At 63.2% G+C, this 11959-nt stretch carries 10 protein-coding genes; 7 read left to right on the top strand and 3 right to left on the bottom strand.

The features are described 5' to 3' along the window. Positions 1-32 precede the first annotated feature (32 nt). Positions 33-512 (top strand): anthrone oxygenase family protein, encoded by a 480-nt coding sequence (locus tag AC5J09_RS23940; protein ID WP_100671782.1) that lies wholly within the window; start codon positions 33-35, stop codon positions 510-512. A 63-nt stretch (positions 513-575) separates the two neighbouring features. On the opposite strand, the gene AC5J09_RS23935 is transcribed toward AC5J09_RS23940, so the two are convergent. Next, the gene (locus AC5J09_RS23935; protein WP_494298658.1) at positions 576-1367 is read right to left on the bottom strand and encodes a crotonase/enoyl-CoA hydratase family protein; all 792 of its coding nucleotides are present in this window, start codon (positions 1365-1367) and stop codon (positions 576-578) included. Positions 1368-1452: 85 nt separating this feature from the next. On the opposite strand from AC5J09_RS23935, the gene AC5J09_RS23930 reads away from it, so the two are divergent. Genes AC5J09_RS23930 through AC5J09_RS23920 form a run of 3 tightly spaced genes read left to right on the top strand, consistent with a single transcriptional unit; the run spans position 1453 to position 2744 of the window. Continuing rightward, positions 1453-2049 (top strand): TetR/AcrR family transcriptional regulator, encoded by a 597-nt coding sequence (locus tag AC5J09_RS23930; protein ID WP_494298657.1) that lies wholly within the window; start codon positions 1453-1455, stop codon positions 2047-2049. Continuing rightward, positions 2046-2408 carry a glyoxalase superfamily protein gene (locus AC5J09_RS23925; RefSeq protein ID WP_494298656.1) on the top strand — a complete coding sequence of 121 codons (363 nt, stop codon included), beginning with the start codon at positions 2046-2048 and terminating at the stop codon, positions 2406-2408. Before AC5J09_RS23930 ends, AC5J09_RS23925 begins: the two co-directional genes overlap by 4 nt. Before the next feature lie 39 nt (positions 2409-2447). Next, positions 2448-2744: a hypothetical protein gene (locus AC5J09_RS23920; RefSeq protein WP_494298655.1), complete on the top strand. Its 297-nt coding sequence runs from the start codon at positions 2448-2450 to the stop codon at positions 2742-2744. Here the strand turns inward: AC5J09_RS23920 and AC5J09_RS23915 are convergent. Then, positions 2741-4024 (bottom strand): cystathionine gamma-synthase family protein, encoded by a 1284-nt coding sequence (locus AC5J09_RS23915; protein WP_100671778.1) that lies wholly within the window; start codon positions 4022-4024, stop codon positions 2741-2743. The genes AC5J09_RS23920 and AC5J09_RS23915 overlap by 4 nt on opposite strands. A gap of 234 nt (positions 4025-4258) precedes the next feature. On the opposite strand from AC5J09_RS23915, the gene AC5J09_RS23910 reads away from it, so the two are divergent. Further along, positions 4259-5938, top strand: a complete 1680-nt coding sequence (locus AC5J09_RS23910) for an alpha/beta hydrolase (protein ID WP_494298654.1) — start codon at positions 4259-4261, stop codon at positions 5936-5938. 65 nt (positions 5939-6003) lie between these two features. On the opposite strand, the gene AC5J09_RS23905 is transcribed toward AC5J09_RS23910, so the two are convergent. After that, the gene (locus tag AC5J09_RS23905) at positions 6004-6855 is read right to left on the bottom strand and encodes a LysR family transcriptional regulator (protein ID WP_324762082.1); all 852 of its coding nucleotides are present in this window, start codon (positions 6853-6855) and stop codon (positions 6004-6006) included. Between the two features lie 122 nt (positions 6856-6977). On the opposite strand from AC5J09_RS23905, the gene AC5J09_RS23900 reads away from it, so the two are divergent. Both AC5J09_RS23900 and AC5J09_RS23895 read left to right on the top strand, forming a co-directional pair. Beyond that, positions 6978-9425: a GcvT family protein gene (locus tag AC5J09_RS23900; RefSeq protein ID WP_494298652.1), complete on the top strand. Its 2448-nt coding sequence runs from the start codon at positions 6978-6980 to the stop codon at positions 9423-9425. Next, entirely contained in the window at positions 9422-11869 is a 2448-nt protein-coding gene (locus tag AC5J09_RS23895; RefSeq protein WP_494298651.1) for a GcvT family protein, read from the top strand. The genes AC5J09_RS23900 and AC5J09_RS23895 overlap by 4 nt, the downstream gene beginning before the upstream one ends. The last annotated feature ends 90 nt before the right edge of the window (positions 11870-11959 follow it).

Below are 11959 nucleotides of genomic sequence, written 5' to 3'. Positions count from 1 at the left end.
GAAGCGGCTTCGTTCCCGTCTGGAGTGCCGCGATGGTTGCCCTTGTTCCTGCGCTGGCTTTTGCCGCCGCTATCGGATCCGGTCTGATGGCCGGGCTCTTCTTCGTCTTCTCGGTCTGCATCATGCAGGCGCTGTCGCGGCTCCCGCCTGATCAGGGGGTCGCCGCGATGAACGCCATCAACGTGGTCATTCAGAACCCGCTGTTTCTCTCCGCCTTCATGGGTACGGCGCTGCTTGGCCTGATCCTCCTCGTCATGGCCTTCATCTGGGGCGGGCAGGGGAGTTATCTGCTGGCAGCCGGCGGTCTCGTCTACCTTGTAGGCACGCTCGCGGTGACGGTCGCGATCAATGTTCCGCTGAACGACGCGCTTGCGGCCGCCCCTGCCGGCCAGGCAGCCGCCGAGCTCTGGCAGCAGCGATACCTGACCGACTGGGTCCGCTGGAACCACGTGCGCACCTTCGCTTCGACAGGCGCGCTCGCCCTTTTCGTGCTCGGCTTCGCGCGAATTTAGAACACTCCTGGAAAAGTGACGAACGGTTCTCCGAGCGGAACCGGGTCGTTTTGAAGAACCGGATCAGCGCCCGGCATAGCGTGGCTCTCGCCGCTCTCTCCAGGCGGCAAGCCCTTCCTTGAGATCATGGCTCGGAACCAATCGCGCGAATTGCTCGCTTTCGCAAAGCAGACCTTCTCCGATGGCCATGTTGAGACCACGCGTCACGGCCGTGATGATGGCGGAGGTGGCAAGAGGGGAATGGCGGATGATGCGATCGGCAAGCGCTCGGGCCGAGGCGATCAGCTGATCATGCGGCACGACGGCATTGACGAGCCCTATGTCCAGCGCGCGTTGGGGCGAGAATGCGTCCCCGGTCAGGAGCAGCTCGAGCGCACGCTTTCGCCCTGCCAGGCGAGGCAGTCTCTGCGTACCCCCGAATGTCGGCGGCATGGCAAGCTTGATTTCCGGTTTGGCGAAGCGAGCCCGCTCGCTCGCTATCGCGAGATGCACCGCTTCGGTCATTTCGCAGCCGCCACCATAGGCGAGACCGTTGACGGCAGCGATCACAGGCTTCGAAAAAGCCTCCAGGCGATGCGTCAGCTGTTGCCCCCGCTGGACAAAATCGCGGCCGGCGGCGTTCACGCCTTTGGCCACGCTGCCGGCGAATTCGTGAATGTCGCCGCCTGCGGAAAAGGCGCGATCGCCGGCGCCGGTGAGGATGACTGCCTGCACCGTCTCGTCGATTTCGACACGGTCGAGAAGGGCTAAAAGCCGATCGATCAGTTCGTAGTTGAGGGCATTCAGCTTTTCGGGCCGGTTGAGGGTAAGCAGGGCGATGCCGGCCGAAATTTCGATAAGAACCGTATCGGACATGAATTGTCTCCCATCAAGTATTGACGAGCGGAGGCTAAGTCGGCGACAAAGGAATGTATATTCACTAGTCGGTATACATAGCCCCATGACGACGGCACCGAACACACGCGAACGCATCGTTTCCGCCGCTTCCAAGCTGTTCTATGCCGAAGGGATCCGCGCCGTCGGCGTGGACGCAGTCGCCGAAGCGGCCGGCGTGACGAAGCGAACGCTCTATTATCACTTCAAAAGCAAGGACGACCTGATTGCCGCCTATCTCGAGGGGCGCGATCAGCCGAACCTCAAGCTCTTCCGGAAATGGTTCAGCGAAACCGAAGGCGACGTGGCATCGAAAGTCGAGGGCATCTTCCTCAATCTTGCCCGCGTCGCCCGACACCCGAAATGGAAGGGCTGTGGCTTCCTGCGCACCTCCGCCGAACTCGCCGGCATGCCGGGGCACCCGGCGATCCGTAAAGGCGCCGCTCACAAGAAAAAATTCGAGGACTGGCTCCGGCAGGTGTTCGAGGCAGAAGGGATCGTGGACGCGGAAGCGCTCGCGCAGCAGGTCCTGTTGCTCCTCGACGGCAGCTTCGCCGTCGTTCTGCTCCACCGTGATCCGAGCTATATGGAGACGGCGGGGACGGCCGCGGCCTCGCTCGTCAAGCTGGCGCTATCGGAGCGGACAATCGGGAGGGTCGAATGACAGTACGACGCATCGTTCCTAATCTTCAGGTGTCCGATCCGCTTCAGGCGCAGCGGTTCTATGCGGACCTGCTCGGCCTGGAGGTGGTGATGGATCACGGCTGGATCGTTACATTTGCGGCGGTTGGCCGCTCCGCCATGCCGCAGGTGAGTTTCGCCACCGAAGGCGGGTCCGGAACGCCGGTCCCGGCGCTCTCGATCGAGGTGGATGACGTGGACGAAACCTATCACCGCGCCACGGCCGCCGGTGTGGAGATCGTCTACGATATCACCGACGAAAGCTGGGGCGTGCGCCGGTTCTTTCTGCGCGATCCGTTCGGCAATATCGTCAACGTCCTTTCGCACCGCACGAGGGCTTGACCCCGGTCGTCCCCTAAAAACGAATGGATCGGCACCGCAATGAACAGGACGGCGATGGTCGCGCTGAGCACGCTATCGCAGACCTCCAAACCGGACGACCTCGGGCCGGGTTTTCACGGCTCGGCTTCAAAGACGACAGAGAACCAAGGCCGGAACGGTTCAGACCGGCCAACGACAATAACGGTCCGCAGGGCGATCGAGCGCGAGACGTTTTCCAAGACCGATGCAGCGGCGCTCGCGCCGGCCCACATTATCGGCCGCCGCATGGTGCGAGAGGATTTCGAGCGGCTGACCGCCGTCAACGACAACAGGCCCGACATTTCCAGCAGCAGCTAGATCATCGTCAGCGCGTTTGCGACGTCGGCGACGAGATCGTCCGGGTGCTCGATGCCGATCGACAGGCGGATCGTGGATTCGAGCACGCCGATCCGGGCGCGGACCTCGATCGGCACGCCGGAATGCGTCATTGCCGCCGGGTGGCTCGCGAGCGATTCCGTACCGCCGAGGCTGACGGCGAGCTTGAAGATCTGCAGTGCGTTGAGGAAGCGGAATGCCGCCTCCTGGCCGCCGGCGATGTCGAAGGAGAAGGTCGATCCCGCGCCGGTGCATTGCGTGGCGAATACACGGCCGACCGGTGTGTCCGCGTCGTGGAACGGCAGATAATGGATCCGCTCGACCTTGGGATGGTCACGCAGGAATTCGGCGACGATGCGGGCGTTGTCGTTTGCCTTTTCCATACGCACCGACAGGGTTTCGAGCGATCGGCCGATCATCCAGCAGGAATGCGGATCGAGCTGTGTGCCGATCGAACCGCGCAGGGCCTTCACCTGCCTGATCAGCGCTTTGGAGCCGAGAACGGCGCCGGCGATCAGGTCGGAATGGCCGCCGACATATTTGGTCAGGGAATAAAGGGAAAGATCCGCCCCATGTTCGATCGGGTGTTGAAAGACAGGGCCGAGCAGGGTGTTGTCGCAGGCGACGATCGGCCGATGCGCCTGTCTTTCTCCGATTCTTTCGGCAATGCGCCGGATCAACGCGACGTCGACGAGGCTGTTGGTGGGATTGGCCGGCGTCTCTATCAGGATCGCGGAGACCCGCCCCTTGCTCATCGCTTCTTCAGCCGCGGCATTGACGGCCGCCTCGTCCGTACCATCGCCAAAGCCGACCGCGGAGACACCCAGATTGAGGAAGGTCTTGGCGAGCAGAGTTTCGGTGCCGCCGTAAAGCGGCTGGGAATGCAGGATGGAGTCTCCCGGCCGCACGAAAGCGAGAAGCGTCGTGGCGATCGCCGACATGCCGGAGGAAAAGAGCGCGCCGGCTTCCGCTCGTTCGAAAATGGCGAGCCGGTCTTCGACGATCTCGCTGTTCGGGTGATTGAAGCGGGAATAGACGAGCCCGGCACCCACGCCAGCGGGCGGTTCGCGCCGACCGGAGACGAAGTCGAAGAAGTCGCGGCCCTCCTCGGCGGAGTGGAAGACGAAAGTCGAGGTGAGAAAGATCGGCGGCTTGACGGCACCCTCCGAGAGCTCGGGGTCGTAACCATAATTCAGCATCAGCGTTTCGGGATGCAGTTTGTGGTTGCCGATATGGGTCTTGGAGGGGTGCGGCGCGGTCATGGGTTTTTCTCCTTGGCGCAGGCAGACTCTACTACCGGCTTAAATATACCAAACGTCTGCGTCCGATCCTTGCTATTTGCGATCACTTCGTTTTGATGCCCGCATCTCTTGCCGGTGCAAAATCCTCGACAGTGCCTCTGCTGCACGTTTTTGTCCTTTGCAGCAGGCCAGCGGGAATTGACTACACGCCGGCGGAAAGCGACATTGCCGCCAGCGCGCGAAGTGGAGTCCGCCATGGAACACGTTCAGCAGACGGACCTGCAGAGACCGGTGCACCGTCACATCTCCACCTTCCTGCGTTCGTTTTCCACAAGCGGCCTCCTCGTCGGCATTCTGTTCTTTGCGGTTTCGTTGACTCCGAGTCTGATACCCAGGCCCTATCTGATTCAGGCCGTGATCTCCGGATTTTCCCTTGCAGCCGGCTACGCGATCGGCGTGTTTCTGCGCTGGCTCTGGTCCTTCTTCGAACTCCCCGAGCCCACGGTGCGGCGCGCGCGAACTTTGAAAATCGCCGCTGCGATCGTTTCGATAGCGGCCGCGGCCGTATTCCTGTGGCAGGCGGCGCATTGGCAAAACACAGTACGGCACATCATGGGCCTCGAGCCCATCGAGAGCGCCGAGCCGCTCCAGCTCGGCCTGACAGCCGTGCTCATGTTCATCGTCCTGGTCCTCCTGGCGCGGCTGTTCCGGCTGACCTTTCGCGTTCTTTCCCGATGGCTGCAATATTTCCTCACGCGGCCGATCGCCAACGCTCTCGGCGGGCTGGTGGCGCTCGCCCTGTTCTGGTCGGCTGCGAACGGCGTGATCTTCAAGTTCGCGCTTCGTGCCGCAGACAGTTCTTTCCAGCAACTCGATGCACTTATGGATCCCGAGATCGCACCGCCTGCCGATCCCGCCAGGACGGGGAGCGGCGCGTCGCTCGTGCACTGGGACGAGCTCGGGCGGCAGGGACGGCAGTTCATCGCGTCCGGCCCGACCGGCGCCGACATCGGGGCGTTCTTCGGCGCTGCAGCTCCCGATCCCGTGCGTGTCTATGTCGGGCTTAATTCCGCCGAGACCGCGCGGGAGCGGGCGAAGCTGGCACTGGAGGAGCTGAAGCGTGCCGGAGGCTTCGAGCGCAAGTCGCTGATCGTCGTCGTGCCGACCGGCACCGGCTGGATCGACCCCGCCGCGCTCGATACGCTCGAATATCTGCTTCACGGCGACGTCGCGAGCGTGGCCGTGCAATATTCCTATCTCACCAGCTGGCTCTCCCTGCTGGTCGAGCCGGGCTATGGTGCCGAAGCGGCCGACGCTCTCTTCGACGCGGTCTATGGCTACTGGACGACGCTGCCCAGGGATCGTCGGCCCAAGCTCTATCTGCACGGGCTCAGCCTTGGCGCGATGAATTCGCAAGGGTCGGTCGATCTCTTCGATGTCATCAGCGACCCCTTCCAGGGCGCGCTCTGGAGCGGACCGCCGTTTCCGAGCGCGCTCTGGCGTTCGGTGACGGCCGACCGCGTCGCCGGCTCGACCGCCTGGCTGCCGCGCTATCGCGACAGCTCCGCCATCCGCTTCACCAGTCAGGAGAATGCGCTGGACATTCCCGGTGCGCGCTGGGGCGCGATGCGGATCGTCTATCTGCAATATGCCAGCGATCCGGTGACCTTTTTCGATCCCCGTTCCTTCTACCGGGAGCCGGACTGGATGAAGCCCCCGCGGGGGCCGGACGTTTCGCCGGCGCTGAGCTGGTTTCCCGTGGTCACCGGACTGCAGCTGCTTGCCGACATGGCGTTGGCGACGACCTCGCCGATGGGCTACGGCCATGTCTACGCACCGGAACACTACATCGACGCCTGGATGGCGGTTACCGATCCGCAAGGGATTACGGCCGAGGATATCACGCGATTGAAGGCGCAATTCAGCAAGCGGTGAGCTGCCTTCATCGCTCCCCATCCGACCGCAGAGAGAGGCCGGGGCGCCGCAAGCTTCCGATACGTCTAGGTCACGAACCCCGACAGCAGCCCCTCCATTGCGCCGATGATCTTGCGATGCTGATGGGCATGGCGGGTGCGGAGACTCGTTGCCGCGTAGACGGTCTGGGGGATGACCGGCGCGTCGGCCACGACGGCAACGCGGTCGGCGAGCCGATCGGCGGTCGCCTGAGTCACGTAAGCTGCGCCGCCGAGCGTGCGCAACAGGTCCGTGACGGCCATGTTCTGGCCGGCGGCGAGCGAAGCTCCCGAAAGATGCGGAAGAGCCAGGCGGTGCGCCCGGTCGAAGGCCGGCGAGTAACTCGAACGGATATAGGTTTCAGGCTTCACACCGGCCATCTCGGGAGCATCGGTGCTGACCAGCACGTAATGCAGTTCGCCGATCCGTTCATAGTGAAGGTCGGGCAGGAAATGCGGTGTGTAGAGGATCGCGAGATCCAGCTCCCCGGCGGCAAGATCGCGGTTCATCTGGTTCGAATAATCCGCCTCCATATAGATCTCGGTTGTCGGCAGGTCGCGGCGGATCGCAGCGACCCAGCGGCCGGCAATGGTCTCGGCCAGGTCGTGCTGGATTCCGAGCCGCATCGAACGCTCCAGAGCGCCTGCACTCGCGACTGCACGGGTTGCCTCATGCCACTGGTTTTGCAAGGCTTTCGCATAATCGAGAAAGCGCAGTCCCGCGGCGGTCGGAAGGGTTCCGCCCTTGTTGCGGGTGAAGAGCTTGCGGTTGAACTGCGTCTCCAGGGCCTTCACCCGATGAGAAACCGTGGATTGCGTGATGTTGAGGCGCTCGGCGGTCCGGTTGAAGCTGCGCGTTTCCATCAGGTCAAGAAAGGTCTCGATCAGGTCAACCTGCATTTGTGTCGCTCCTTGCTCCTCCCCGCCAATCTAATCGAATTCTTCGATCAATAAAGCTGAATCGCCGCGCTTGATGGCATCAGGCTTCCCCGTCAAAGATCGCCGTAACAGAGGGAGCCAGCATGTCGAATTTGCCGTCTCACGCACGTGTCGTGATCATTGGTGGGGGAGCCGTCGGCGCCTCCTCGCTCTACCATCTTGCCAAGGCCGGCTGGACCGACTGCGTGCTTGTTGAAAAGAACGAGCTCACGGCCGGCTCCACCTGGCATGCGGCCGGCAACGTGCCGACCTTCTCCTCATCCTGGTCGATCATGAACATGCAGCGCTATTCGGCTTCGCTCTATCGCGACCTGGGAGCGCTCGTCGATTACCCGATGAATTATCATGTGACGGGATCCATCCGCCTCGGCCATTCGAAGGAGCGGCTGCAGGAGTTCAAGCGCGTCGTCGGCATGGGCCGCTACCAGGGCATGGACCTCGATATATTGACGCCCGAGGAAATGCGCAGCCGCTATCCCTTCCTCGAAACGCATGACCTGACCGGCGCGCTTTACGATCCCTATGACGGCGACATCGATCCGGCGCAGCTGACCCAGGCGCTCGCCAAGGGCGCGCGCGACATGGGCGCGAAGATCATCCGCTTCTGTCCCGTGACCGGTGCCCGGCGCGAAAGGGATGAATGGGTGGTCGAGACGGCGCAGGGCGAAATCCGCTGCGAATACGTCGTCAACGCCGCCGGATATTATGCCCGCGAGGTCGGGAAGATGTTCGGCCGCGACGTGCCGATGATGGTGATGAGCCATCAATACGTTCTTTTCGACGAGATCCCGGAACTTGCCGCCTGGTCGAAGGAAGCCGGGCACAAGCTGCCGCTCCTTCGCGACGTCGACTCCTCCTACTATCTCCGCCAGGAGAAATATGGCATGAATCTCGGGCCATACGAGAAGAACTGCCGCGCTCACTGGGTGAGGCCCGATGACCCGATGCCGGAGGATTTTTCCTTCCAGCTCTTCCCGGACGACCTCGAAAGACTGGAATGGTATCTGAACGATGCGGTCGAGCGCGTGCCGATCCTGGGGACGGCAGGTCTTTCGCGCGTCATCAACGGACCTATTCCCTATGCGCCGGACGGCAATCCGCTGATCGGGCCGATGCCCGGCGTGCCGAACGCCTTCGAGGCCTGCGTCTTCACCTTCGGCATCTGCCAGGCGGGCGGGGCCGGCAAGGTGCTCGCCGAATGGGTGACCGAAGGCCGGACCGAATGGGACATGTGGTCCTGCGACCCGCGCCGTTACACGGACTATACCGACCAGGACTATTGCATCGCCAAGGGGATGGAGATCTACGGCCACGAATATGCGATGCATTTCCCGAAACACTACTGGCCGGCCGGGCGCGGCAGGAAGCTCTCGCCGATCCATGATCGCGTTGCGGCGCTTGGCGCGCAGTTCAAGCCCTATAACGGCTGGGAACGCGCCATGTGGTACGCGAAACCCAGCGACGACACGTCAGAGGCTTCGACGCAGACCTGGGGAAGGGAAGGCCCCTGGGCGAAGCGGATCGAGGAGGAGTGCCTGGCCGTGCGCGATGCCGCCGGCATTCTCGACCTGCCGGGCTTTTCGCGCTTCCGGCTGAAGGGGGAGGGCGCGCGCGACTGGCTCTCCGGCCTCATCACCGGCCGCGTACCGAAGCCCGGCCGCATCGGGCTGGCCTATTTCGCCGACGACAAGGGCCGCATCCTCACCGAAATGTCCGTCATGGCGATCGAGGAGGATTTCTTCTTCCTGATCACCGCGGCGACGGCGCAGTGGCATGATTTCGAGTGGCTGCAGAAGCATCGCCCGGCGGACGCCGCCTTCACGCTGGATGACGTGACGGTGAAATTCGCCTGCCAGATCCTGACGGGGCCGAAATCGCGCGCGATCCTGGCCGAGGTCTCGGACGCTGACCTTGCGAAGGGGTGGCTGACGCATCAAACGGCGCAGATCGCCGGCCGCTATTGCCAGCTCGTGCGGGTCTCCTTCGCCGGCGAACTCGGCTGGGAGATCCACACGAAAGTGGAGGATACCGCCCCGGTCTTCGATGCCGTTTGGGAAGCCGGGCAGAAGCACGGCCTCAAGCCCTTCGGAATGGAAGCGCTCGACAGTCTGCGCATCGAGAAGGGTTACCGCGCCTGGAAGGGCGATCTCTCCACCGATTACACGGTTTTGCAGGGCGGGCTCGAACGCTTCGTCGACTGGTCGAAGCCGGATTTCAGGGGCAAGGCCGCCCTGGAGCGTGAGAAGCAGCAGGGCGTCACGAAGCGCTTCGTGACGCTGACGGTAGAGCCCGGCGATTGCGACGCGCCCTATATGTCGACGCTTTGGTCGGGCGGCGAGGTCGTCGGCGAGACCACGTCCGGAAACTGGGGCTACCGCACCGGCAAGTCGATCGCACTCGGCATGCTGCGCGCCGATCTGGCCATTCCCGGCCAGGAGGTCGAGGTAGAGATTTTCGGCGACCGCTTCAAGGCCGTCGTCCAGCCGGACCAGCCGCTCTGGGATCCCTCGAATGAAAGACTGAAGGCATGACGAAGCCCATTCCCGCAAAAGCGCGTGTGGTCATCATCGGCGGTGGCGTTTCCGGCTGCTCGGTCGCCTATCATCTGGCGAAGCTCGGCTGGACCGATGTGGTTCTGCTCGAGCGCAAGCAGTTGACCTGTGGCACGACCTGGCATGCGGCCGGTTTGATCGGCCAGCTGCGCGCTTCGCAGAACATGACACGGCTCGCGAAATACTCGGCCGATCTTTACGTGAAGCTCGAGGCGGAAACCGGCATCGCTACCGGCATGCGCCAGAACGGCTCGATCACCGTGGCGTTGACGGAAGAGCGCAAGGAAGAGATCTACCGGCAGGCCTCGCTGGCGCGCGCCTTCAACGTCGACGTACGCGAGATCACGCCCGACGAGGTCAATGAGCTTTACCCCCACCTCAACGTTGCCGACGTGAAGGCGGCGGTCCACCTGCCGCTCGACGGCCAGTGTGATCCGGCCAACATCGCCATGGCGCTTGCCAAGGGTGCGCGGCAGAACGGTGCGACAATCGTCGAGGGCGTGAAAGTCACCTCGGTGCTGAAGAAGGACGGCCGAATAACCGGCGTCACCTGCGAGCAGAACGGCGAGAGCTTCACGATCGAGACGGAGAATGTCGTCAACTGCGCCGGCATGTGGGGCAGGGAGCTTGCCCGGCAATCTGGCGTCACCGTGCCGCTGCACGCCTGCGAGCACTTCTATATCGTCACCGAGGCGATACCTGACCTCAGCCGTCTGCCGGTGCTGCGCGTGCCGGACGAGTGCACCTACTACAAGGAAGATGCCGGCAAGATGCTGATCGGCGCCTTCGAGCTCAAGGCGAAGCCCTGGGGCATGGAAGGCATCCGCGAGGATTTCTGTTTCGACCAGCTGCCGGAGGACTTCGACCATTTCGCCCCGATCCTCGAAATGGCCGTCAACCGCATGCCGATGCTTGAAACGGCGGGCATACATACCTTCTTCAACGGTCCGGAAAGCTTCACGCCAGACGACCGCTACTATCTCGGCGAGGCGCCGGAGCTCAAGGGCTACTGGGTGGCAGCCGGTTACAATTCGATCGGGATCGTCTCCTCGGGAGGCGCCGGCATGGCGCTGGCGCAGTGGATGAACGACGGCGAGCCGCCCTTCGATCTCTGGGAGGTCGATATCCGCCGGGCGCAGCCCTTCCAGAAGAACCGTTCCTACCTCAAGGAACGTGTCAGCGAGACGCTGGGTCTGCTTTACGCCGATCATTTCCCCTATCGCCAGATGGCGACCGCCCGCGGCGTTCGCCGCTCGCCCATCCACGAACATCTGAAGGCGCGCGGTGCCGTCTTCGGCGAAGTGGCGGGATGGGAGCGGCCAAACTGGTTCGCAAGGGACGGCCAGGAGCGCGAATACCGCTATTCGTGGAAACGGCAGAACTGGTTCGAAAACCAGCGGGAGGAGCATCTCGCCGTCCGCAATGGGGTCGGCCTTTTCGACATGACCTCCTTCGGCAAGATCCGCGTCGAGGGCCGCGATGCGCTCGCCTTCCTGCAGCGGCTTTGCGCCAACGAGATGAATGTCGAGCCCGGCCGTGTCGTCTACACCCAGATGCTGAACGCCCGCGGCGGCATCGAAAGCGACCTGACCGTCACGCGGCTTTCGCAGACCGCCTTCTTCCTCGTCGTGCCGGGGGCCACGCTGCAGCGCGATCTTGCCTGGCTGCGAAAACATGTGCGCGACGAGTTCGTGGTGATCACCGACGTCACCGCTGCCGAAAGCGTGCTCTGCGTCATGGGGCCAAGGGCACGCGAGCTCATGCAGAGGCTGAGCCCGAATGATTTTTCCAACGAGGCGCACCCCTTCGCCGCCGCCCGCGAGATAGAGATCGGGATGGGCGTCGCCCGCGCCCACCGCGTCACCTATGTCGGCGAACTCGGATGGGAGCTCTACGTCTCCACCGACCAGGCGGCGCATGTGTTCGAGACACTGGAACTGGAGGGGGCCGATGTCGGGCTGAAGCTCTGTGGCCTTCATACGCTCGATAGCTGCCGGATCGAGAAAGCCTTCCGGCATTTCGGCCACGATATCACCGACGAGGATCATGTGCTCGAAGCGGGGCTCGGCTTTGCGGTGAAGTCCGGAAAAGGCGAGTTCATCGGTCGCGAGGCGGTGCTCGCCAAGCGCGACGAGGGTCTTTCGCGCCGGCTGGTGCAGTTCCGGCTTTCAGATCCGGAGCCGTTGCTCTTCCACAACGAAGCGATCGTGCGCGACGGAGAGATCGTCGGCACGATCACGTCGGGCAATTACGGCCACCATCTCGGGGGTGCGATCGGGCTCGGCTATGTGGCCTGCCAGGGTGAAAGCGAGGCCGATGTGCTGGCTTCCGCTTACGAGATCGAAATCGCCGGAACGCGGGTCAGGGCCGAGGCTTCGCTGAAGCCGATGTACGACCCGAAGGCGGAGCGGGTGCGGGCCTGAAAAGACTGCCCCCATACGCCTGCCGGCACTTCTCCCCGTTTTGACGGGGAGAAGGGAGATGCCGTGCAGTCCACCCCCCGGGTGCGAAAA

Source organism: Sinorhizobium sp. (assembly GCF_059070375.1).
Note: the sequence above shows the minus strand (reverse complement) of the source record. Positions and strands in the feature narration are given on the sequence as shown.

Bases quoted from the DNA above. Each gene is read 5' to 3' on its own strand.
- AC5J09_RS23940 (WP_100671782.1), top strand. From the start codon at position 33: ATGGTTGCCCTTGTTCCTGCGCTGGCTTTTGCCGCCGCTATCGGATCC.
- AC5J09_RS23935 (WP_494298658.1), bottom strand. From the start codon at position 1,367: ATGTCCGATACGGTTCTTATCGAAATTTCGGCCGGCATCGCCCTGCTT.
- AC5J09_RS23930 (WP_494298657.1), top strand. From the start codon at position 1,453: ATGACGACGGCACCGAACACACGCGAACGCATCGTTTCCGCCGCTTCC.
- AC5J09_RS23925 (WP_494298656.1), top strand. From the start codon at position 2,046: ATGACAGTACGACGCATCGTTCCTAATCTTCAGGTGTCCGATCCGCTT.
- AC5J09_RS23920 (WP_494298655.1), top strand. From the start codon at position 2,448: ATGAACAGGACGGCGATGGTCGCGCTGAGCACGCTATCGCAGACCTCC.
- AC5J09_RS23915 (WP_100671778.1), bottom strand. From the start codon at position 4,024: ATGACCGCGCCGCACCCCTCCAAGACCCATATCGGCAACCACAAACTG.
- AC5J09_RS23910 (WP_494298654.1), top strand. From the start codon at position 4,259: ATGGAACACGTTCAGCAGACGGACCTGCAGAGACCGGTGCACCGTCAC.
- AC5J09_RS23905 (WP_324762082.1), bottom strand. From the start codon at position 6,855: ATGCAGGTTGACCTGATCGAGACCTTTCTTGACCTGATGGAAACGCGC.
- AC5J09_RS23900 (WP_494298652.1), top strand. From the start codon at position 6,978: ATGTCGAATTTGCCGTCTCACGCACGTGTCGTGATCATTGGTGGGGGA.
- AC5J09_RS23895 (WP_494298651.1), top strand. From the start codon at position 9,422: ATGACGAAGCCCATTCCCGCAAAAGCGCGTGTGGTCATCATCGGCGGT.